The 21,024-nt window shown below is 68.9% G+C and carries 20 protein-coding genes; 14 read left to right on the top strand and 6 right to left on the bottom strand.

What is annotated here, in order from left to right:
- Positions 1-13 precede the first annotated feature (13 nt).
- Positions 14-973, top strand: coding sequence for a LysR family transcriptional regulator (locus ACP7CD_RS00235; RefSeq protein WP_426118265.1), 960 nt, complete (start codon positions 14-16; stop codon positions 971-973).
- Between the two features lie 53 nt (positions 974-1,026).
- Here the strand turns inward: ACP7CD_RS00235 and ACP7CD_RS00230 are convergent, their stop codons facing one another.
- The 3 genes from ACP7CD_RS00230 to ACP7CD_RS00220 form a co-directional block, all read right to left on the bottom strand.
- Positions 1,027-1,788 carry an SDR family NAD(P)-dependent oxidoreductase gene (locus tag ACP7CD_RS00230; RefSeq protein ID WP_426119017.1) on the bottom strand — a complete coding sequence of 254 codons (762 nt, stop codon included), beginning with the start codon at positions 1,786-1,788 and terminating at the stop codon, positions 1,027-1,029.
- Between the two features lie 170 nt (positions 1,789-1,958).
- Positions 1,959-3,200, bottom strand: coding sequence for an FAD-dependent oxidoreductase (locus ACP7CD_RS00225; protein ID WP_426118263.1), 1,242 nt, complete (start codon positions 3,198-3,200; stop codon positions 1,959-1,961).
- Positions 3,201-3,283: 83 nt separating this feature from the next.
- A complete protein-coding gene (locus tag ACP7CD_RS00220; RefSeq protein ID WP_426118261.1) occupies positions 3,284-3,577 on the bottom strand; it encodes a putative quinol monooxygenase in 294 nt (97 codons plus the stop codon).
- Between the two features lie 157 nt (positions 3,578-3,734).
- Between ACP7CD_RS00220 and ACP7CD_RS00215 the strand changes: the two genes are divergently transcribed.
- From ACP7CD_RS00215 to ACP7CD_RS00170, 10 genes are all read left to right on the top strand, one after another.
- On the top strand, positions 3,735-4,400 hold the full coding sequence (locus ACP7CD_RS00215; protein ID WP_426118259.1) for a TetR/AcrR family transcriptional regulator: 666 nt from the start codon (positions 3,735-3,737) through the stop codon (positions 4,398-4,400).
- 143 nt (positions 4,401-4,543) lie between these two features.
- The gene (locus tag ACP7CD_RS00210) at positions 4,544-5,563 is read left to right on the top strand and encodes a VOC family protein (protein WP_426118257.1); all 1,020 of its coding nucleotides are present in this window, start codon (positions 4,544-4,546) and stop codon (positions 5,561-5,563) included.
- 96 nt (positions 5,564-5,659) lie between these two features.
- Entirely contained in the window at positions 5,660-6,457 is a 798-nt protein-coding gene (locus ACP7CD_RS00205) for an SDR family NAD(P)-dependent oxidoreductase (protein ID WP_426118255.1), read from the top strand.
- Positions 6,458-6,490: 33 nt separating this feature from the next.
- The gene (locus ACP7CD_RS00200) at positions 6,491-7,708 is read left to right on the top strand and encodes an alpha/beta hydrolase family protein (RefSeq protein ID WP_426118253.1); all 1,218 of its coding nucleotides are present in this window, start codon (positions 6,491-6,493) and stop codon (positions 7,706-7,708) included.
- 323 nt (positions 7,709-8,031) lie between these two features.
- A complete protein-coding gene (locus ACP7CD_RS00195) occupies positions 8,032-8,367 on the top strand; it encodes an NIPSNAP family protein (RefSeq protein ID WP_426118251.1) in 336 nt (111 codons plus the stop codon).
- A gap of 588 nt (positions 8,368-8,955) precedes the next feature.
- On the top strand, positions 8,956-9,966 hold the full coding sequence (locus tag ACP7CD_RS00190; RefSeq protein WP_426118249.1) for an alpha/beta hydrolase: 1,011 nt from the start codon (positions 8,956-8,958) through the stop codon (positions 9,964-9,966).
- A gap of 97 nt (positions 9,967-10,063) precedes the next feature.
- Positions 10,064-11,074: a helix-turn-helix domain-containing protein gene (locus ACP7CD_RS00185; RefSeq protein WP_426118247.1), complete on the top strand. Its 1,011-nt coding sequence runs from the start codon at positions 10,064-10,066 to the stop codon at positions 11,072-11,074.
- A 328-nt stretch (positions 11,075-11,402) separates the two neighbouring features.
- Entirely contained in the window at positions 11,403-12,329 is a 927-nt protein-coding gene (locus ACP7CD_RS00180; protein ID WP_426118245.1) for a LysR family transcriptional regulator, read from the top strand.
- Positions 12,330-12,528: 199 nt separating this feature from the next.
- The gene (locus tag ACP7CD_RS00175) at positions 12,529-13,404 is read left to right on the top strand and encodes an EthD domain-containing protein (RefSeq protein WP_426118243.1); all 876 of its coding nucleotides are present in this window, start codon (positions 12,529-12,531) and stop codon (positions 13,402-13,404) included.
- The gene (locus ACP7CD_RS00170; RefSeq protein WP_426118241.1) at positions 13,401-15,116 is read left to right on the top strand and encodes a CocE/NonD family hydrolase; all 1,716 of its coding nucleotides are present in this window, start codon (positions 13,401-13,403) and stop codon (positions 15,114-15,116) included. The genes ACP7CD_RS00175 and ACP7CD_RS00170 overlap by 4 nt, the downstream gene beginning before the upstream one ends.
- A 274-nt stretch (positions 15,117-15,390) precedes the next feature.
- Here ACP7CD_RS00170 and ACP7CD_RS00165 read toward each other — a convergent pair whose 3' ends face one another.
- From ACP7CD_RS00165 to ACP7CD_RS00155, 3 genes are read right to left on the bottom strand one after another with little or no spacing between them, the layout of a single operon-like run.
- On the bottom strand, positions 15,391-16,323 hold the full coding sequence (locus ACP7CD_RS00165; protein ID WP_426118239.1) for an enoyl-CoA hydratase/isomerase family protein: 933 nt from the start codon (positions 16,321-16,323) through the stop codon (positions 15,391-15,393).
- On the bottom strand, positions 16,320-17,552 hold the full coding sequence (locus ACP7CD_RS00160; RefSeq protein ID WP_426118237.1) for a CaiB/BaiF CoA transferase family protein: 1,233 nt from the start codon (positions 17,550-17,552) through the stop codon (positions 16,320-16,322). Before ACP7CD_RS00160 ends, ACP7CD_RS00165 begins: the two co-directional genes overlap by 4 nt.
- On the bottom strand, positions 17,549-18,394 hold the full coding sequence (locus tag ACP7CD_RS00155) for a fumarylacetoacetate hydrolase family protein (protein ID WP_426118235.1): 846 nt from the start codon (positions 18,392-18,394) through the stop codon (positions 17,549-17,551). Before ACP7CD_RS00155 ends, ACP7CD_RS00160 begins: the two co-directional genes overlap by 4 nt.
- Before the next feature lie 34 nt (positions 18,395-18,428).
- Here ACP7CD_RS00155 and ACP7CD_RS00150 point away from each other — a divergent pair, with 34 nt between their 5' ends.
- Genes ACP7CD_RS00150 through ACP7CD_RS00140 form a run of 3 tightly spaced genes read left to right on the top strand, consistent with a single transcriptional unit; the run spans position 18,429 to position 21,023 of the window.
- Positions 18,429-19,274, top strand: a complete 846-nt coding sequence (locus ACP7CD_RS00150; protein WP_426118233.1) for a FadR/GntR family transcriptional regulator — start codon at positions 18,429-18,431, stop codon at positions 19,272-19,274.
- Positions 19,275-19,329: 55 nt separating this feature from the next.
- Positions 19,330-20,625: a DUF3500 domain-containing protein gene (locus ACP7CD_RS00145; RefSeq protein WP_426118231.1), complete on the top strand. Its 1,296-nt coding sequence runs from the start codon at positions 19,330-19,332 to the stop codon at positions 20,623-20,625.
- On the top strand, positions 20,622-21,023 hold the full coding sequence (locus ACP7CD_RS00140) for a nuclear transport factor 2 family protein (RefSeq protein WP_426118229.1): 402 nt from the start codon (positions 20,622-20,624) through the stop codon (positions 21,021-21,023). Before ACP7CD_RS00145 ends, ACP7CD_RS00140 begins: the two co-directional genes overlap by 4 nt.
- Position 21,024 lies beyond the last annotated feature (1 nt).

Genomic DNA, 21,024 nt, shown 5'->3' with positions numbered 1-21,024 from the left:
GCATGATCGGGATATGAAGGACGTCGACCTCAATCTCCTGCCCTCCTTGCAGGCACTGCTGGAGCTGCGCAACGTCTCGAGGGCGGCGGAGCGGATGCACCTGAGCCAGCCGGCCATGAGTGCAGCACTGTCCCGGCTGAGGCGCCACTTCAACGACGACCTGCTGGTGCGCGCCGGGCGCGGCTACGAGCTCACCCCCTTCGCCCAGGCCCTGGCCCCACGGGTGGACCAAGCCCTGGCCGACGTCCAGGACGCTCTGCAGCTGCGCACCGACTTCGACCCGGCCGGCAGCGACCGCACCTTCGTTCTGGCGGCCTCGGACTACGTCACCGGGGTGCTCATCCGCCACCTGCGGGCCCTCATCGCAGTCGAGGCCCCCGGAATCGCCGTGGACTTCGTGCCCACCTCCCGGGCACGGATCAAGCCCGGGCTGGAGTCCTTCAGCAACATCGACCTCATCGTGGGCCCGATGGGCTTCGACCTGGCCGGCAGCACCCGGCAGCTGTTCCGCGACGAGTTCGTCATCGTCATGGACCCCACCCACCCCCTGTTGCAACGGGAGGCGCTGACGGTGCACGACATCGCCACCACCCCTCAAGCGGTCGGGGAGTTCGGCGGCAGCATCGTCACACCCCCCATGCAGTTCTTCCAACGGATGGGGCAGTCCCCGGTGGTCGCGGCCCGGGTGGCGGGATTCCAGGCGCTGCCCACGGTGGTGGAGGGCACCGACTTGGTGGCTCTGGTCCCGAGCATGCTGGCCGTACGCGCGGCACGGTCCCAGGGCATCACCGTAGTGAGGTTCGCCGAGGAGTTGGAGGTGCCCCTGGTGGAGTCGATGTACTGGCACCCTCTGCAGACCGCGGACCCGGCCAACATGTGGCTCCGCTCCCTGGTACAGCGGGCGGCCCAAAGCTTGGATGAACCTGTCCTCAACGTGCATCCCATACGAGTGGAGGTGGCGCCTCACAGCTGAGTCGGCCCCACAGGGGCCGACTCAGCCATGAGGCAGGATCAAACAAGACACAATTAGCGCAGCGCGTCGGAGATCGACTTCGCGCCACCGTGGGACGTCTGGCCGCCGTCGACCGGGATCTCCGCACCGGTGACGAAGGAGGCCAGAGGGCTGAGCAGGAAAGCCACGACGGCGGCGACCTCCTCCGGGGCCCCGGTGCGCCCCAGCGGCGTCTCGGCCACCGTGGCCTCCCGGAACGCAGGGTTCGCCCCAGCAGTCATGGGGGTGTCGATGAAGCCGGGGTGAACCGTGTTGACCCGGATCCCGCGTGGGCCCAGCTCGGTGGCCGCGGCCGCGGACAGCCCGCGCAGGGCCCACTTGCTGGCGGTGTAGGCCACCGGATAGTGCCCGGTCAGGGCGGCGACGGAACCGACGTTGACGATCGAGGCGCCGGCGCCCATCAGCGGCACACACGCCTGAATGCCCAGCAGCGGCCCGGCGACGTTGACGTCGGCCACCACGGTGAGGTCGGCCGGGGTGACCTCGAGCAGGCGAGGCCGACGCGTGATCCCGGCGTTGTTGACCAGCCCGTCGATCCGCCCGACTTCCTGCGCGGCACGGTCCGCCAGGGCAGACCAGTCACCGGGGCTGGTGACGTCCAAGCGCAGGTACGTCACGGCTCCGGCGTACTCGGGCATCACTTGCTGCAGTTCTCCCGAAGGCTCGGGGGTCAGGTCCCCGGCAAGCACATGCGCGCCGGCCGCAACGAGCAGGCGTGCCTCTGCCAGTCCTTGGCCGCCGTTGGCGCCGGTCACGACGACGACCTTTCCTCTCATGTCGATCACGGGGTCACCTTTCGTAGGGTGGGGTGTGGGCGCAATCCACGCCGGGCCCATACGGGTGAGGTGTGGTGTCAGGTCTCAGTGTGGGGCCGGGGGCCGCAGGGAGATCCTGCGGCCCCCGGATGCCTGCTATCGATGCCGTCGATGTCACTTCAGCAGGTGGGTCAGATGGCCGACTGGCCCAGCGTGGCGCGGAATCGTTGCTCAGCAGCCTCGATCTGACCCAGTTGACCCAGGATCTCCTTCGGGTTGGAGTCCCCGATCACCTTCTGCAGCAGCGGGGTGCGGTCGAAGATGGCGTCGCGGACCGGCTGCAAGGGGCGGGGGGCGTGATGGAAAGCCTTGCCCGAAGCCCAGGCGATCTGGGTGTGACGGGCGGTGTGCGGACGGCGTGGGGCCTCGAAGCCGGCCAGGGCCGCCCTGACCTGGTCGTGGTCGCGCAGATCCACTCCGGCCAGGGCCCGGCCCAGGAAGTACCCGTCTTCGATCGACATCCCGGCCCCGTAGGCGGCATAGGGAGAGGTGGGGTGGGCGGCGTCGCCCACGATGGTCACCCGGCCGGTCGACCACTGCTTCAGCGGTGCGCGGTCGCGCAGCACCCACCGCTGGACGTTCTCGGGCGGGGTCGCAGCAATCAGCTGCGGCAGCGGGGCCGGGAAACCGGCGGCCAGGGCGGCGGCGGTCTCGTGCAGGTCGGCGGTGAACTCTTCGGCGGCGTCGTGGGCGGTGAGCACCCACCACTGGAACCCGTCGCGGCCCTTGCGGCGGATCGAGGTCCACGCCCCCTGGGTGACGCGGTCGTGGGAGACCACGCACAGCCCCGGCTCGGCCTCCACCGGAGGGTCGTAGATGAACCCGCCGAAGATGTGCAAATTGTGCTCCCGGATCGGCTGGTCACCCCACAGGGTTTTGCGGACCATGGAGTTGATCCCGTCGGCACCGACGACCACGTCGGCTTCAACCACCTCCCCGTCGGTCATGAACAACCGGGCCCCGGTGCGATCCTGCTCAATGCGCTGCACCGCGCGGTTGGTCTGCAGCACGCCCTCGGGCAGGGCGGTCAGCAGGCGTTCGTAGAGCTCCGGGCGCAACAGGCCGATGAAGCCGCCCCCGTACTGGTCGATGACCTCCTGCGGCAGGTTGATCGCGGCCCGGACGTGGCCGGTGACGCTGCGGAACTCGGAGCGGCAGGGAGCCCCAAAGTCCTCCAGGTCCACGCCCATCAGCCCCAAGGCCTTGAGGGGCGGGGGCCACAGATTGAGGATGTTGCCGGCCGGGCGGGCCTGGGCGTAACGCTCGAACAGCTGCACCTCGTGCCCGGCCTGATGGACGGACAGGGCGGTGGCCATGCCGGCAGGGCCGGCGCCGATGACCGCAACACGGCCACGAGTGGGAGTGGTGTTCATGGTGATCCTCGAAACGGTGTGAAGAAACAGATGGGCAGATCGTGGTACGACGGACAGGTGGTGCAGGAGAAGCTGGAGCAACCTCAGGAGGCCGGTTTTGCCTCGAGCAGGCGCATCTGCGGGTCCCCGTCGGTCAAATCGGCCACGGCAGCGAGGAACTCCCCGGTGTGGCCGTGCTCCATGTGGGCGTCAAGGGCAGCCTGGGAGGCCCAGATCTCCACGCTGGTGACCGCCTCCGGATCCTCCAGGCTGAGATGGAACCCGTACTCCACGCACCCCTCGTCGCCGCGCGAGGCCTCGGCCACGCGCCGGCAGGCCTGCAGCAGTTCCTCTCGCCGACCGGGGGCGGGGCGGGCGATGCCCAGGGCGATGATCATGGGTCCTCCTCGACGAAGCGATTGTGGTGGACGAGCAGAAACGTAGTGTGCGCTACGCTTTAGACAGAAGGATGTGGCCTGCTTCACAGTGGTGTCAACCCCTCTCCGGGGGACATCTCGCCACGGAGGCTGCACGACAGATGAACGGGAGGCACTGATGCCGGGGCCCTACGAAGCGAGCGAGGACGTCGACTACGGCGTCCGCCCACCTCTGCAGCAACGCAGCCGCCAAGCCTGGGAACGCACCCTGGCCGCCGGAGTCGAGCTGCTGCGCGAAGGCGGGTATGAGGCCTTCACCATCGCGGCGGTGTGTGAGCGGGCCGCGGTGCCACCACGGGCGATCTATGCCCGGGTGGACACCAAGGAGGCGCTGTTCCTGGCCGTCTACGAGCACGGCCTGGCCCAGGTGCGAGAACAGATCGGGCAGGTCTTCGACGGGATGGGCCCCTCGGGCGATGTCCCGTGGCACATGGTGGGCGAGGTCGTCCACGGAATCGCCGAGGTGTTCCACCGCCATGAGGCCTTCCTGAAACCGGTCCTGCTGCTGTCCAGCACCCATCCGGAGGTCCACCGCCGCGGCAGCGCTTACAGCCAAGAGCTGGGTGAGAACTTCGTCGCCCTCCTGCAACCACTGGCCTCGCGGCTGCCCCATGAGGACCCTCTCGGGGCCTTGCGTTTCTGCTTCGGGCTCATCCACTCGGCCGTGGTGATGCGCACCATGTACGGACCCGGCTTCGCGGTCCCGGCCGTGCCCCAGGAGCAGTTCCAGGACTCGCTGGCCGACGCGGCCATGCGCTATCTCTTCTCCCAGTCCATGGAGTGATCTCCTGGTCGAGCCTCCCCACGGAGTATCCACGGCGCGGATACTTGCTATGCACAGAGGCCGATTCCCCCGACCGGGGAACGCCTCCACGATGGTGGTCAGGATCACAACCGGTCCCTATCCCGAATGAAAGGTTCCCCGTCGTGGAGAAGCTGCTGGCTCACCTGAGCCACCTGGAGATCACCAGCCCCGACGTCGAGGCCTCCGCGGCCTTCTACGTGGACAAGTTTGGCCTGCGCGAGGTCCACCGCGAAGACGGCCAGGTCTACCTGCGCTGCTGGGGCGACTACGACACCTACAGCCTTGTCGTTGTACCCGGCGAGGAGCCGTCCCTGCACCGGATGGCCTGGCGCACCACGTCGGCGGAGGCGCTGGAGGCCGCCGCGGCCCGTGTGGAGGCCACCGGCGCTGCCGGCACCTGGTCCGAGGGCGGCTACGGGTACGGCCGGGCCTACGAGTTCACCGGCCCCTACGGCCACCCCATGCGCCTGGTCTGGGACGTCGAGAAGTACAAGGCGCCGGCGGAGCTCGCCTCGATCTACCCGGACCGCCCCGAGAAGCGCAGCGCCCACGCGGCCGCGCCCCGGTTCCTGGACCACGTCACCGTCGCGACCTCGGACGTGCGCGGCTTCGCGGCCTGGTACTCCGAGACCCTGGGCTTCCGCACCATGGCTTTCACCGACCTCGACGAGGCTCCCATCACCGTCTTCTCGGTGCTGACGACCAACGAGAAGTCCCACGACCTCGGCGTGGTGCTGGACACCTCCGAGCGGGCGGGCCGGGTCAACCACATCGCGTTCTGGGTGGACACCCACGAGGACCTGCTGCGCACCGCCGACGTGCTGATGGAGCACGGCACCCCGATGGAGTACGGGCCCTCGATCCACGGCATCGGGGAGCAGAACTTCCTGTACTTCCGCGAGCCCTCGACCCTGCGGGTGGAGCTGAACTCCGGGGGCTACCGCAACTACGTCCCCGACTGGGCGCCCAACACCTGGAAGCCCTCGGAGGGAGCGGCCAACTTCTACCGCAACGGGGCGATGCCGCACTCGATGACCGAGTCCTTCCCGCACGCCGAGGGCTTCACGGCCACCGAGGAAGGGGCCTCGGAGGAGATGAAGGCCGCCATCATCAACCCCTATGCCGTGCAGGGACGTGGCTGAGCAGTGAACCGCATGCCGGGGCGGTACTACCCGGGCGCCTGGGTCCGGCCACCGTCGCGGTGGCCGGACCCCCGTTACCCCCCCGCAGGAGGACAAGTGAGTAGCAGACAACCAGGGAGACAGGGACGCCTGGTGGGCAAGGTCGCGGTCATCACCGGCACCGCTTCCGGCCAGGGTCGGGCCGCTGCCTGCGCCTTCGCCCGGGAAGGAGCCACCGTGGTCGGTTGCGATCTCGACCTGGACGGTGCGGCGGCCACCGTCGCCGCCGTCCGCGCCGCAGGCGGCACCGCCGACAACGCCTGTCAGGTGGACCTCACCGACGAAAACGCTGTGGCCGCCTGGGCCGCCGACGTCGGTACTGCCCACGGGCGCGTGGACGTGCTCTACGCCAACGCCGCCGCCACCCGATTCGCACCCGTGGAGGAGATCTCCTACGCGGACTGGCAGTGGAACTTCCGCCACGAGGTCGACGTCGTGTTCCTCCCAGTCCGCGCATTTTGGCCTCTGCTCACCGCCGCGCGGCGGGCGGCGGTGGTGCTGGTGGGCTCCACCGCCGGCGTCACCGGGTCGGTGACCAACGCCCGGCTGGCGCACACCGCGACCAAGGGCTCGGTCGTGGCAATGACCCGGCAGCTCGCCGCCGAGGGCGCCCCGGCCGGCATCCGGGTCAACTGTGTGAGTCCCGGGATGATCCGCACCCCAGCCACCGAGTCCAGTCTGCTCACCGAGGACCACCCGATGCGCGCAATCGCCGGCCACATCCCGCTCGGAAGGGTGGGTGAGGCGGAGGAGGTCGCAGCCTGTGCGCTGTTCCTGGCCTCGGAGGAGGCATCCTACGTCACCGGGACCAACCTCATGGTCGACGGCGGCTGGTCGGCCGTTCTGCCCGGCTGACCCTAACTTCCCCGTTCTACGAAAGGACCTGCTGTGTTCGAGTACTTCCCCGGCAACTACGTCTGGAACCTCGGGGTGGTCGCCGCCCTCAACAGCGGCGGCCTCATCGACGAGGTCGACCGCGCCTGCCGCCCGCTGCGCGATGTGGCCACCTCCAACGAGGACGTCGGCACGCAAGACTTCCTCACCGCCTGGACCGGACTGGTGGACCAGCTCGTCACCCAGGCCCAGGAGATGGAGGCCACCGGCCGCACCCGCACCGCCGGGCAGACCTACGTCCGGGCCACCAACTACCTCATCAACGCCGAACGCATGCAGGCTGCCGGCTCCGAGGGGCGCCTGGACACCTACCGTCGCTGCCTGGACCTCATGGAACGCTCCTTCGCCCTGGCCGATCCGGCCACCACCCGGGTGGAGGTTCCCTTCCGCGACACCACCCTGCCGGCCTACTTCACCCAGGCCCCGGCCACCGCCGAGAGCCCGGCTCCGGTGATGATCATGTTCAACGGGCTGGACTCCACCAAGGAGCACATCTACTGCTCCGGCCACGGCGCCGAGCTGGCCGCCCGCGGGATCTCCACCCTCATGGTCGACACCCCCGGCACCGGCGAAGCCCTGCGCCTGCAGGGACTGACCTCCCAGATCGACACCGAGGAATGGGCCACCGCCTGCGTGGACTACCTGCAGACCCGCGAGGACGTGGACCCGGCGCGGATCGGGCTGGCCGGCTGGTCCCTGGGCGGCTACTACGCCCCCAGGGCGGCGGCCTTCGAGAAACGCCTGGCCCTGGTCGTGGCCTGGGGGGCGAACCACAACTGGGGCGCGGTCCAGCGCCGCCGCCTGCAGAAAGAGGGGGAGCGGCCCGTTCCCCACTACTGGGAGCACGTGATGTGGGTCTGGGGCCACGACGACCTGGACACCTTCATCGACTTCGCCGACGACGTCCACCTCGACGGTGTCGTGGAGAACATCACCGTGCCCTTCCTGATCCTTCACGGGGAGAACGACCGCCAGATCCCCCTCGAGTACGCCCACCGCTCCTACGACCAGGCCGTCAACAGCCCCAAACGGCAGCTGCGCATCTTCACCAAGGAAGAGGGCGGGGCCGAGCACATCGGCCTGGACCACCTGCCCTACGTCAGCGCCTTCGTCGCCGACTGGGTCGCCCAAACCTTCCAGGAGCTGACGGCGGGCACCCTGACCTCCGACCGGGAGGCTGCTGCCGTGTCCGGACGGGCACCCACGAAGTAACCGGAACAGCGACAATGGCTGGGGGTGTGGAATGTCCCACGCCAACACATCCTCGAGGCCCCGTGTTTGATCCTTCAGGGCGGTGCCGACCCCTGGCCACCGCAAAAGCCCAAGCGTCCTTTGTTCAAGCAGCACGGTACCCATGGGACCGACGCGCTGCTCTCTACACTCGGCAGATTATTGACCATGGTTTGGGGCGCGATGCTCCGCTGCTGGCCGTCGGCCGGGTGACCCCCGCCCCGTCGGCGGTGTGACTCTGCGGGCCGTCCATCGGGTCATGCGGTGGCACTCCGCTCATCCACAGCATCTGAAAGGAACATTCCATGCTCGAGATCCGCACCTACACACTCGCCTCGGTGGAGGCTCTCGACCAGTACGCAAGCGTGCACTGGAAGCGTCACATCCCTAGTCTCGCCGCTCATGGCATCACCACACACCACGTGTGGCGGGAAGTAGCAGCGGACGTCCCGCGCCTTGTCGCCCTGGTCGAGTACGACAACGGCGCTGATCCTGCCGAGGCCACGAAGACCTTCATGCACAGCGCCGAGTTCGCAGCCGACATGGCCGGCTTCGACCCGTCCGGCATCGTCGACGTCCGGTCCGTTTTCGTGGAGCCTGCACCCGCCGACCCGTCGCGGAGCGATTCGGCGCACCGGTAGCAGCACCGTAACGCATGCGGCCCGCGACGGCGACGCTCCGTCGAGCGCGACAAGAGCGGGTGAGGCCATCCGAGTATCCGGCCTCTGTTGCGTTCGCTCGCCTTCAGCGAGCCGGGCGGCAACGAGATCGCCGTACCGCGATCGGTCGTCGCCGCTCAGCAGCGGCCAGTCTGCGCCAGGCCTTCACCGACTCCCAAATCCGCAACGCGCTGACAATCGAAGGCGGCGAGCCGGCCATCCAGGCCGCCCGGGACCTGGGCATGTCGGGGCCGCCCTCTACCGACGGATCCGCGAGCTGCCGCAAGCGACGACGATCTGAGTCCGGCCTCTCTTGTGGACATCGTGATGCGCATGTCGCACGGGATCTGGCTTTTCACCGCGCGGGATAGACGGGCATCAACCACACCGGGCTTCTCGCCGAAGTACCAACACACCCACAGTCGGACCGGCAAGGGTCCATCAATGAAGATACCCGCCATTCGGCGGGGCGTTTCCGCCGTTCGACGGCTCTGCTGTAAGACAAATAAGCACCATGCTGGCGTGAGCGACATCACACAAGGTGTCGGGTCGATGTTGAAGGAGCCTTCCATGACTGAGTCTGTGCAAGCACCACCCGTCGTCGAGGTCGGACCGCCCCCGCCGTTCGACCCTGAGGTCGCGGCCGCGGTGCAGGTTCTCAACCAATTCATGCCGCCGGATGCCTTTACCTTGGAGGCCATTCCTGTACTGCGCCAGGGCAGGCCGGGAATAGAGCCGCCGTCGAATGAGGAGCTGGCCCGCGGTGGGTTCTTCGAGGTCGAGGAGCGACTGGTCCCAGGCCCGGAGGGCGCGCCTGAGGTGCCCGTGTTGATCTGCCGGCCGGCGGCAGTGGGCGGCGATCCGGTGGCTACCGTTTACCACATCCACGGTGGGGGCATGGTGGTCGGGGACAGCCGCACCGGCCTACCCGAGGTGCTGGACTGGGCCCAAGAGCTGGGTATGGCAGTGGTGTCGGTGGACTATCGCCTGGCTCCGGAGACTCCACACCCCGGGCCGGTGCAGGACTGTTACGCGGGTCTGGTGTGGACGGTTGAGCACGCCGAGGAGCTGGGGGTCGACCCGGAGCGGATCGTCATAGCCGGCGGCAGTGCGGGTGGGGGACTGGCCGCCGCTGTCGCACTGCTGATCCGCGATCGGGGTGGGCCGCAGCTTGCGGGACAGCTGCTGGAGTGCCCCATGCTCGATGACCGCAACAACACCGTCTCAGCCCACCAGATGGCCGGGCTAGGCGTGTGGGACCAGGCCTCCAACCATACCGGGTGGACGGCGTTGCTGGGGGAGACCTGCGGGGGCCCGGAGGTATCCCCCTACGCGGCCCCGGCCCGGGCTACGGATTTGTCCGGATTGCCCCCAACGTTCATCGATGTCGGCTCGGCCGAGACCTTCCGCGACGAGGACGTCGCCTACGCCAGCCGGATCTGGGCTGCCGGTGGTGTCGCGGAGTTGCACGTGTGGCCCGGGGGGTGCCACGGGTTCGACCTCTTCGCACCCACCGCTCCAATTTCTCAGCAGGCAAAGGCGGCGCGACTGGCTTGGCTGCGGCGCCTGCTGGAGAGCTGAGACCACCGGGAGTCTCACCATCCCGGCAGGGTGGTTCTACCAATGCAGCGGTAGGACCACCCTGGCGGGATGGTCGCGGCGGGAGGACGATGAAGCGGTGAAGGACCTGACTGTGCGCCTGTCAGCGTTGGACCCCGAGGCCGGCGCCGCCCTACGGGCGATCACCTACTTCGACACCCTGGCCCAATCCCGTCCGGGCCTGTCGGCCATCGTGCGCGGGGCCGTAACTCTGACCGGGGCCGCGGCCGGGATCGTGGATCCCGGCCGCCACGTGCACCTGCGCGTGGGTGAGGACGGGGTATCCCACTATGATCCAGAAGCCTTGGACCCGCAGTGGTTGAGCGCCTCGCTCGGCAGTGACGACGGTGACAATGCCGTGCTATGGATCGAACGCCCCGGCCCGGCCCGCACTGTTGACGCGGTGGTGCTCGAGCGCGCTGCCACTCTGGCTCGAGAGGTACTTGAGCGCACTCGCGGCCGGGGACAAGCCCGACCCGGTGACACTGAATGGGCGCAGGTGCTCATCGATGCTGAGGTGCCGGAGTCCACCCGACGGCACGCCGCTCGAGCCATGGGTCTGCCGATCTCCACGCTGGCCCGGGCCCTCGCCCTGCCCGGAGGGAAGGCGCACATCCAAGTCATGACCCCTGCTCCCGACGCATCCTCTGGGGCCTTTCGGGCTGGAATTGGGCCGGCAGTGCCGGTGCTGGAATTGCCCGCTTCCTGGACAGCAGCCCAGGTGGCACTACGCCTGAGCGCCGAAGGCACACCCGAGGACCCCGGTCCTCGGACTGTGTACGCCGAACAGATGGGGGGACTGGCCCTGCTGGCCCACCACGTAGGCCCCAACACCCCACTGACCCCAGACGAAATCGCCCTGCAGCGCGCCGCCACCACGACCCCGGGAGTCCTCATCACTTTGGATGCCGTCGCCTCCACCACCAGCCTGCGTGCCGCCGCCGCGCACCTAAGAATCCACCATTCCACCCTCCAGGAACGACTCCTCCGCGCCGAAAGAGCCCTGGGATGGTCCGTCACTGACCCGCACGGACGCCTGCGCTTCCAGCTGGCACTCGTGCTGCACCGCCTGCACCGTCCCGCTCCCTGAGCAGGAGGACTCCCGTGCTGTAGAAGCAAGGCGAACTGGCTGGACGCGCGCGGTGGTGACACCCTAAGCCCCGAGGTGGTGCAACCACCGCAGGAACCCAGCCAGGGTCTCCTTCCGCAGATGTCCGCCAACTTCTCGACCCCGTCCATGCTCCAGGACGGGGCCGTGCGGCAGGTGCCCCATTGGTGGGCGATCCGCGAGGACGAGCGGCCACACTCTATGCGAGGAGAAGATGTGCAGCGCCAGAGGTGCCGATGAGACAGCCTCTCGTGTTGCCTTCGCCACAGCCGGTTTCTACCGTTAAGGGAACTTTTATGAAGGGCGGGGCGTGGCGGAACCCAATATTACTGCTTTGCGGGCGTTCGTGGCGGTGGCGGAGCAGTTGCACTTCACCCGGGCAGCACAGTCGTTACACATGACCACTCCAGCTCTGAGCCAGCAGGTCCACCGCCTGGAGGCCTTGCTGGGCACGTCCTTGTTCGCCCGTTCCTCGCGCCGGGTGGAACTCACGGCCGAGGGACGGGATCTGTTGCCCTTGGCGCAGGAGGCCATCAATGTCCACGACCGCATTCGCCATTGGTCGAGTCGGGCCCAGGAGGCGGTGGTGCGGGTCGGGTTCGTGCATGTGGGGGCTCCGGAGCTGCTGTCGGAGGTGTTCGCGGCGGTTCCGGAGCGCCTGGCTGGGACCCGTCTGGAGTTTCGCCACGTCACCCGTGACGGCATCGCTTCCGCCCTGCGGGATGGTGAGGTCGATGTGGTGTTCTCCTGGGGTCCGAACTGGTTGGACGGGGTGGCCACCCGGACGCTGACCACGGCCCGACGGGTCGTGCTTCTCCACGCCGGTTCCGACGCCGGCCTGAGCGACCCCACCAGCTTGAGCGACTCCGATGGCGGCGAGACCTCGGTGGCGCAGTTGTCCGCGGCGACGTTCTTGGTGCCGGAGGCCACCGATGACCGCTACATCAGCTGGGCACTGGTGGATCCGCGCCCGGACGGTGGCCGGCCTCGGCGGGGACCGCAGGTGCGCAACCTGGAGGAGGCCTTCGCCATGGTCGCCACCGGGTTGGGGGTCCACCTCGTGCCCGAGCCTGTGGCTCTGGCTACGCACCACCCCGGGGTGAGCTGGGCGGCGGTGACGGATATCCCCGGCGCACCGTTCAACATGTCTCTGCTCCAACGTCCCGCCTCCACGTTGCTAGGGCGCTTCGCCGGGTTGGTCGACGAGTATTTCCCCACTGGCTCGACCGCCTCCTGACCCAGGACAGGCCCTGGCGGGGTCAACCCGGAGGGGGCGCGCGGCACCGGTGGGGCCGCCCGGCGCTACCCCCGGCGATCGTTCAGGTTTTGTTAATGATCTCCGCTTATTTCGACATGGACCAAGTGTGCTCCGTGTCACATCCTGGAGGCAGGTCCAGATCCACCGTGGAGCTGGAGCCTGTGGGAAAGGACCGACGATGATCAACTTCTGGCTGGCCTCTCGCCCCCGGCCCGGTGCGGACCGGGAGATGTTCGACTACGAGTGGGGGGTCATCCATGTGGCCCTGATGCTCACCACCCCGAGCGTGATGGCGGGGTTCATCAAGTACTCCCAGCACAGGGCCCCCGACGAGGTGCCGGAGGAGGCGTTCCCCTATGGCCGGCACGAGAAGGGGTGGTACTCGATCGCCAACCACATGATGCCTGACGTCCATGCCCTGAAGGAGATCTTCGGCGGGGAGGACTACCCGCGGCGGATGCAGCCGCACGCCTTCGGAGACAAGGAGTTCGTCATCGAGCTCACCGGGGTGGTCGCCGACCGGTCCTTCGGTCCCGGCATCGTCCCGGGCACGGGGGTGAAGGTGGTGAACTTCCTGGCGCCAGCCGCCGGGGTGGACCGGGACACCTTCGAGAAGCGCGGCCGCGACGAATACGCCGAGCGGATCTACGAGCTGGCCGCCGACGGCAACGACCTGCGTCGCTACGTGCAGAACACCCAGCTGCCCCTGGATGCGGCGATGTTCCAGGGAACCCTGTTTGAGATGGGCGGGGTGCAGACCTACACCGCCATCGAGGAGCTGTGGTTCCCCACCCCCGAGGCGGCCCGCAGCTTCCGGCGACGCCGCGAGGCGGACCCCGTCTGCCAGGAACTGGAGAGCCAGTTCATCGACGCTGAGCGCAGTTTCTCCATGGTCGTAGTGGAGCGGGTGGTGTGGGACTACTCCGGGGCCGATGCCCCACCGCGGCCGGCGGTCGAGAACCCCGCCAGCGTCGAAGCATCCACCTTGACCACCGAACGGGCCTGGGGACAGTGGAACACCATCGTCCCGGCCGCCGAAGGAGCCCTGCAGTGACCGAAGAGACCAGCACCCGCACCGGCCCGGCCTGGACCCGCGAGGAGCAGGCCCGGACCGACGCGCGCCTGGGCCGCACCTACCGACCGGGCCGGGCGCCCACCGAGCCGTTGCTCGGCGCCAAGCCCCACCCGGGGTTCGGGTACCGCACCGAGGAGCACGGGAACATGCTCATCGAGCGCGACGTGGCGATCCCCACCCGACGCGGCACCGTCTACGCCGATGTCTTCCGGCCCCTGGGCGCGGTCCAGGCCCCGGTGATCGTCGGCTACGCCCCCTTCGGCAAGCACCCCCACCTGGACATCGCCACCATGTGGGCCGGTTCCGGCATCCCCTTCGAGACCCTCTCGGAGTTCGTGCCGTGGGAACAGTTCGACCCGGTGCGCTGGACGGCGTGGGGCTACGCCATCGCCATCGTCGACGGGGTGGGCAACTGGTACTCCGAAGGTGATGCGACCTTCTTCACCCCCGAAGAGGCCTGGGTCGGCCACGACGTCGTCGAGTGGCTGGCGGGACGCGACTGGTGCACCGGCAAAGTCGGATGGGGCGGGGTGTCCTACTTCGCGATGACCGCATGGTCGGTAGCGGCGACCCGACCGCCGCACCTGGCCGCGATCCTGCCCTGGGACGCGGCCAGCGACTGCTACCGGGAGGCCTATCTACATGGGGGCATCCCCTCCTTCCCCTTCATCCACGGCTGGATGATGCTCACCGGCACCGGCCGGCAGCGCGTCGAGGACATGGAAGCCGGGATGCGCGACCACCCCACTTTCGATGAGTACTGGCAGTGCCGGGTCGCCGACTGGGAGGCGGTCCAGGTCCCGGCCTACGCCGTCACCGAGTTCCCCAACAACCTGCACCTGCGCGGGACCATCGAGGCGTGGCGCGGCATCAGCTCACCGGAAAAGTTCCTGGAGATCCGCGGCGACAAGGAATGGGAAGGGTTTTACCAGCCCGAATCCGTCCAACGCCAGAAGGAGTTCTTCGACCGCTACCTGATGGACGCCGACAACGACGTGGCCAACTGGCCCCGGGTGCGCATCGGGGTGCGCACCCGCGAGGACCAGTGGAGCTTCCGTGACGAGCCCGACTGGCCCCTGCCCGATGTCAGCTACCGCACCCTGTGGCTCGACGCCGCCGAAGGGTCCCTGGGCGACCAGCGCCCCGAAACGGCCTCCACGGTCTCCTACGTCTCCACCGACGAGGACGGGTCGGCGACCTTCGACCTCAGCTTCCGGGAACGCACTGAGATGACCGGCAACGCCAAGCTGAGGCTGTGGATCTCCACCGACCTGAGCAACGACGCCGACCTGTTCGTCGGGGTGGAGAAGCTCGATCCGGACGGGAGCCGGGTGCCATTCACGTTCTCTCAGATGTACAACGATGGCCCGATGGGCTTCGGCTGGTTGCGGGTCTCGCACCGGGCTCTGGACGAGGAACGCTCCACCCCGGAACGCCCCTGGCACTCCCACACCCACCGCCACTGGCTCGTGCACGGCACCCCGGTGCCCGTGGACATCGAGATCTGGCCAAACAGCGTCGTCTTCGAACCCGGCGAGACCTTGCGAGTCATCGTCAAGGGCGCCCCGATCCAGCGCTACAGCGGTCCGTTCGAGATCGTCTTCGCCCCGCTACACAACGCCGGCCACCACATCATCCACACCGGGGGCCAGTTCGACAGCCACCTCTACCTGCCCGTCATCGAACGCTGACCCGACCCGGCCCCTGAGGCCACATCGGCGGCCTGCTCGGACACCCCTCGGAGCAGGCCGCTGGTCTCTCCGCCCAACATCCCACGGCACGCCCATGCGTCTTCCCGAGGACGGGGCCGGGAGGGGATGGCAGGCATCGAGCTTCCTCTGGGTGTGGGATCCATCGCCGCAGAGCGGCAACAGCAAGGGTTCCTCCGATGGCGGCGGTGGCATCGAATGGCTGGAGCTCGAGGTTGAGGTGGTGGAACACCGAGCTCTGCACGGATCGGTCCCCTTATGAACGGAGGGCCCGGAACGGTCGGCGGGATCGGCGACCTCCTGCACGCTGCCGGTGAAATCCGCCGCTGGCCGTCAGCCGCCGGTGCCACTCAGCCCAGAAGTGTTCCCCGGACCACTCGAATCGGGGGTGTTTCTTCGCCAGGAACGCCTGTTGGCCGATCCGGGCGTCGGGCCCGTCGAGGACCTGGCGGAAAAGGGCCTCGGAGATCTCGTCCGTGCCGAAGGCGGCGGCCTCCGTTTCGGCGCTGTGGGTCTGGCGGATGAGGTGCTTGTGCGCCTGCATGGTCAGCTGGGACCGCTGGGCCAGACCGGTGACAATCTCGCCCAGCACCGTCTCGAAGTGCTCATCCTTCACGACGCGGGTGAGCATGCCCCAGGCCTCGGCGTCGGCGGCGGTGACGGTGTCCCCGGTGAGCAGCAGGTAGGAGGCCACCCCGGGGCCGACCAGGCGCACGAGGTTCTGGATGCCGGTGGCCGGGAAAATGATGCCAATCCTCGCCGGGGTCAGCCCGATGCGCAGGGAGGTGGTGGCGATGCGCAGGTCGCAGGCCCCGGCCAGCATCCAGGCCCCACCCATGCAGTACCCCTCCAGGGCGGCCACGGTGGGCTTGTGCACCGCCGTCAGGGCCACCTCGGCCTCGGTGAGCAACCCGCCGCGGGGCAGGCCCGTGCCGGGTTCGCCCAGGCAGTCGAAGACCTCAGCGATGTCGGCCCCGGCCGAGAACACCCCACCGGCACCGCGCAGGCCGATCACCCGCACGCCCGGGTCGGCGTCGAGCTCCTCCAACAGGGCGGGCAGATCCGCCCACATCGCCGGGGACAGGGCGTTGCGCCGCTCGGGGCGCTCCAGCACCACCCATGCCACGGGCCCTTGGCGGTGCACGCTCAGGGCGCCGGTGGAGGTTTCGGGGATCGGTTCAGCAGTCATCGGGGTCCTCCGGTGGTCGAGGCGTGGGCCCGAGGTGTGTGCGCCACCCCGCGGTCAATGAGGTCGTCGATCTGCTCGGGGGTCAGGCCGGCGCCGGTCAGGATGTCGACGGTGTCCTCCCCCAACTGCGGCGGCACCTTGTGCACCGCGGTGGGCACCCCGTCCAGGCTCAGCGGCCCGCGCAGCAGCGGCAGGGCGGAGCCGTCGGTGCGGGTGAGGTGCTGGACCATGTCCAGGGCGCGGACCTGCCCGTCGGCGAAGGCCTGCTCGTAGGTGTAGATCGGTCCGCACGGAATCCCGGCGGCACGAATGGTCTCCATCCATGCTGCGGCCGGCCGGGCAGCCAGCAATTCCTCCAGCCGTTGCTTCAGGTCGGCGCGGTGCTGGGTGCGCAGCCGCCCGGTGACGAACCGGGAGTCGGTGGCCAGCTCCGGGTCCCCGAGCAGTGCGCAGAACTGGACCCATTGGCGTTCGTTGCCCACGGCGATGATCAGCGGGATGTCGGCGGTGCGGAAGGTGCCATAAGGGGTCAGCGAGGCATGGTCGTTGCCCTGCGGGGTGGGGATCTTGCCGGTGCTCAGATATCCCTGACCATGGAAAGCCGACAGGGCCAGGGCCGATTCCAGCAGGGAGGTGGCCACTGCGGTGGCCTGGCCGGTGCGGGCGCACCCAGCCAGGGAGGCGGCGATGCCCAGGGCGGTGAAGATCCCGGAGACCATGTCGATGATGGGCACCCCGAAGCGGTAGGGGTGCTCGGCGTCGGGGCCGGTGACCGACATTAGCCCGGCCATGCCCTGGGCGACCTGGTCCAGACCGGCGGCCTCGCGTAGCGGCCCGGTGGTGCCGAAACCGGTGATGGAGGCGATCACCAGCTCGGGCCGCTCCCGTCGTAGCTGTTCCAAGTCCAGGCTGAGCTTGGGCAGCACCCCGGGGCGGAAGTTCTCCAGCAGCACATCCGCCTGTTCCACCAGGCGGTGCAGGATCGCCTGACCGTCGGGGGAGTAGAGGTCCAGGGCGATGGAGGACTTGTTGCGGTTGGTGGATTCGAAGTAGAGGCTATGCTCGTCCTCGAACGGGGGCCACAGCCGGGTGACGTCTCCGCCCTTGGCGCTTTCGATCTTGATCACCTGCGCCCCGAGGTCGGCCAGCAGGGCGGAGCAGTAGGGCCCGGACAACGCCCGGCTCAGATCCAGGACCGTCACCCCGGCCAGGGGTCCGGGGGTGCTCATCGCAGGGCCTTCCCGGCGGCGGTCTCCGTGGCGGCGTGGCGGGCGTCGTTGCCGACCACGGTGTTGCGCAGGGTCCCGAGCTTGTCGATCTCGACCTCGACGACGTCGCCGGGCTGCAGCAGCCACTGCGGGTCGCGGGCGTAGCCCACCCCCGACGGGGTGCCGGTAGCCAGCAGGTCCCCGGGGCGGAGGGTGAAGGTGCGGGAGATGTGGGCCAGGGTGTCCCCGACCGTGTAAACCATCTCGGTGGTGTTGCCGTCCTGGACGACCTCGCCGTTGACGCGGGTGACCACCTGGAGGCCGTCGCGCAGGTCCCCGACTGCGGCGGCCGGGACCATCGGGCCCAGCGGCCCGGAGCGGTCGCTGTTCTTGCCCAGGATCCACTGGGAGGTGAGCTTCTGTGCCCGGCGGGCGGTGAGGTCGTTGAAGGTTGAGTAGCCCACGACGGCGCTCAGGGCCTCTTCCGGGGTGGCGTCCACGAGGGAGCCGCCGACCCAAGCGACGATCTCGCCCTCCCAGTCCAGCCCGTCCTCGTTGGCGGGCACCGGCACCTCCGCCCCGCCGACCGTCAGTGACTGGGTCCAGCGGGCGAACAGCGTGGGGTGTTCGGGCAGCTGCTGGTCCTTGTAGGACCCCTCGGCCACATGCTTGAGGTAGTTCAGCCCGATGCAGACCACCCGTGCCCCGGGCAGGACCGGGGGCACGAACTCCACCTCGGCGGCAGGCAGCACCTCTGCGGAGGCGGCAGCCGAGAGGTGGGCGGGGGCGTCGAGCCAGAACTCCTCGAGCCCGGCCAGGACGGTGACCTCGGTCCCGTCCTGGGACAGGGTGGCGACTTCCACTGGGCCTCCGTGGCGGCGGATTCCGACGATTCTCATGCGTTGCCCCTTCCGGTGCCGGGGTGTCCCGGCCACACATAAACCTCTAAAACATTCGCATCTTTTGTGCTTGAATAGGAGCATGACACAGAACACAGGGGCGGTACATCCCCCTGGCCAGGATTCCGGGACAGCACCGATTTCCTCCGTCGAGGCTGAAGCCCTCAAGCTGCCGGGCCCGCGATCGCGGGCCGAGCAGTTGGCTGCGGCCCTGGACGATCGAATCCGGGGTCAGGGGCTGCAACCGGGTGACTTCGTGGGGACGCTGCAGTCGTTGCGGGAGGAGAGCGGGTACGCCCGCTCCACGGTGAGCGAAGCGGTGCGGCTGCTGCGCGAACGCGGGGTGCTGGAGATCCGCCCGGGGCGCAGCGGGGGCCTGTTTATGGCCGAGCCGACGCCGGTGGTGCGGTTGCGCCACACGCTCTTGAGCGTTGACGAGCACCCCTCCGCGGTACTGGATGCGATCGAGCTGCGGGACCACCTCGAGGAGCTCATCGATGTCGGGGCGGCCCGGTGCCGCACGGCCGCCGACGTCGGGGACCTGCGCCGGTTGCTGGGGGAGATGGAGGCGGCCGGGGACTGGGACGGGTTCATGCGCGCCAACTGGGCTTTGCACGCCCGGATCGCCGAGATCGCTCCCAACGCCATGGCCCGGGCGGTCTATACCGGCACTTTGGGCCATCTGTCTTCCACGGCGTCCTCGCGCTTCGACGCCGAGGACCCGGCCGCGGCCGCCTACCGCACGCAGCGGCACCGGGTGCACGCCGCGCTGGTGGAGGCCATCGCCGCCGGTGACGTCGAGGCCGTTCGCGTCGCTGTCGCCGACCACAACACCACCCACTGACCCGCCCACCTACTTGATCAGCACGAGCCATTCGACCAGCACGAGGGAGTGCGCCATGACCGACGTCGAGTCCAGCAACGAGTCCACGATCCAGTCCACCGCCGAGTTCCGCCAGTACCTCTACCCCGCCGACCACCCGCGCCTGACGGAGGTCAAGGGTCTGGACGCATACGCCTACCGGGAGGTCGCCCGGGAGCCGGGGACCTTCACGGGGGAACTGGTGCGCGGCTGGACCCCGCTGTACCTCAACAAGTTCCGCGGGGTGACCGAGGGCGGCATCCTGCGCCAGGGGCTGTACCCGCTGGCACCGGCCGAGCCTGGGGAGGAAGCCCCGGTGGTGGCCATGGTGGCCGCGGCCGAGGCGCTGCTGGCGGCGGTGTCGGAGGAGGATCGGGAAAAGCTGACCCACGCGGTGGACGCGGTGGAGTGGCAGACCTGGGCGAATCCGGAGTTCATGCAGTTCGACACCGGTCTGCGCCTGGAGTTCCAGCCCAAGCAGGTGCGGGAGAAGGCGCTGGCCCTGATGGAGACGTCCTTGAGCCCGGAGGGCTACCGGCTGGCCCACGACATGATGCTCATCAACGGCTTCCTCGGGGAGGTCGTGGGCCTGGAGAATGTGCTCAACGAGTTCAGCTACAACATCGCCCTCTACGGCACCCCGCACCCCACCGCCCCGTGGGGCTGGCAGCTGTACGGCCACCACTGCGCGGTCAACTGTCTGGTGGTCGAGGGGCGCATGGCCATCGGCCCGGTGTTCTTCGGTGCCGAGCCCAATGAGGTCGACGCCGGCCCCCACGCCGGCACGGCCGCCTTCGGGGACCGCATCCGCCTGGGCACCGAGCTGATGGCCGCCCTGCCCGCCGATCAGCGGGCCGCAGCGACCGTCTATGAGCAGATGGTGGACCCGGCCATGCCCGCCGGCCGGGTGCATCCGGGGGACGAGCGGCACCTGGCCGGGGCGTTCCAGGACAACCGGGTCATCCCGTTCGAGGGGATCCGGGTGGCCGAGATGCCGGACGAGGCGCAGCGGTTGGTGCTGTCGATCGCCGAGCAGTTCGTCCTGCCCCTGCCCGAGGGCCCGCGTACGGCCCGGATGCGGGAGATCGCCGAGCACCTGGACGAGACGTGGTTCAGCTGGATCGGCGGCCACGAGTCCGGGGACGTGTTCTACTACCGGATCCAGTCCCCGGTGGTCATCGCCGAGCTGGACCACCACTGCGGGGTGTTCCTGGACTACGACATCCCGAAGCACTTCCACATCCACACCGTGCTGCGGACCCCGCACGGCAACGACTACGGCCGCGCTTGGGTGCGTCAGTGGCAGGCCGCCCACGCCGAGGAATCCCGGTGAGTGCCGGGGCGGCAGAAGCCCGGCACCGGGTCGCGAATCTGTTGCACGGCTACACGGAGATCGCCGACCGCAAGGACGTCGACGCCGTCGTGAACTTGCTCGGTAGATCCCGGGTGCGGTTCCCCGCCGGCAGATCCGACGACGCCGAGAGCGCGCGGGCCTTCTTCGCCGGTCTGTGGAGCGCTCCGGTGGGCCATCGCCATGATGTGTCCAACCTGGTCGTGGAACCGGCTCAGGAGCCGGGGACGTGGCGGGCCCGGGCGCACTACACCCGGTGGGTGCTCGCCCCCTCGGCCCCGGTGCTCCACACTCTCGGGGAGTACGAGCTGCTCATCGCCGAGAAGGACTGGTCGGTGCGGGAACTGACCGTGACCCGTACCTGGACCGCTGCGAGCTGAG

The sequence above is a fragment of the Kocuria sp. LHG3120 genome (genome assembly GCF_049897445.1).
Lineage (GTDB): Bacteria > Actinomycetota > Actinomycetes > Actinomycetales > Micrococcaceae > Kocuria > Kocuria rosea.
Note: the sequence above shows the minus strand (reverse complement) of the source record. Positions and strands in the feature narration are given on the sequence as shown.

Bases quoted from the DNA above. Each gene is read 5' to 3' on its own strand.
- ACP7CD_RS00235 (WP_426118265.1), top strand. From the start codon at position 14: ATGAAGGACGTCGACCTCAATCTCCTGCCCTCCTTGCAGGCACTGCTG.
- ACP7CD_RS00230 (WP_426119017.1), bottom strand. From the start codon at position 1,788: ATGAGAGGAAAGGTCGTCGTCGTGACCGGCGCCAACGGCGGCCAAGGA.
- ACP7CD_RS00225 (WP_426118263.1), bottom strand. From the start codon at position 3,200: ATGAACACCACTCCCACTCGTGGCCGTGTTGCGGTCATCGGCGCCGGC.
- ACP7CD_RS00220 (WP_426118261.1), bottom strand. From the start codon at position 3,577: ATGATCATCGCCCTGGGCATCGCCCGCCCCGCCCCCGGTCGGCGAGAG.
- ACP7CD_RS00215 (WP_426118259.1), top strand. From the start codon at position 3,735: ATGCCGGGGCCCTACGAAGCGAGCGAGGACGTCGACTACGGCGTCCGC.
- ACP7CD_RS00195 (WP_426118251.1), top strand. From the start codon at position 8,032: ATGCTCGAGATCCGCACCTACACACTCGCCTCGGTGGAGGCTCTCGAC.
- ACP7CD_RS00190 (WP_426118249.1), top strand. From the start codon at position 8,956: ATGACTGAGTCTGTGCAAGCACCACCCGTCGTCGAGGTCGGACCGCCC.
- ACP7CD_RS00175 (WP_426118243.1), top strand. From the start codon at position 12,529: ATGATCAACTTCTGGCTGGCCTCTCGCCCCCGGCCCGGTGCGGACCGG.
- ACP7CD_RS00165 (WP_426118239.1), bottom strand. From the start codon at position 16,323: ATGACTGCTGAACCGATCCCCGAAACCTCCACCGGCGCCCTGAGCGTG.
- ACP7CD_RS00160 (WP_426118237.1), bottom strand. From the start codon at position 17,552: ATGAGCACCCCCGGACCCCTGGCCGGGGTGACGGTCCTGGATCTGAGC.
- ACP7CD_RS00150 (WP_426118233.1), top strand. From the start codon at position 18,429: ATGCGTTGCCCCTTCCGGTGCCGGGGTGTCCCGGCCACACATAAACCT.
- ACP7CD_RS00145 (WP_426118231.1), top strand. From the start codon at position 19,330: ATGACCGACGTCGAGTCCAGCAACGAGTCCACGATCCAGTCCACCGCC.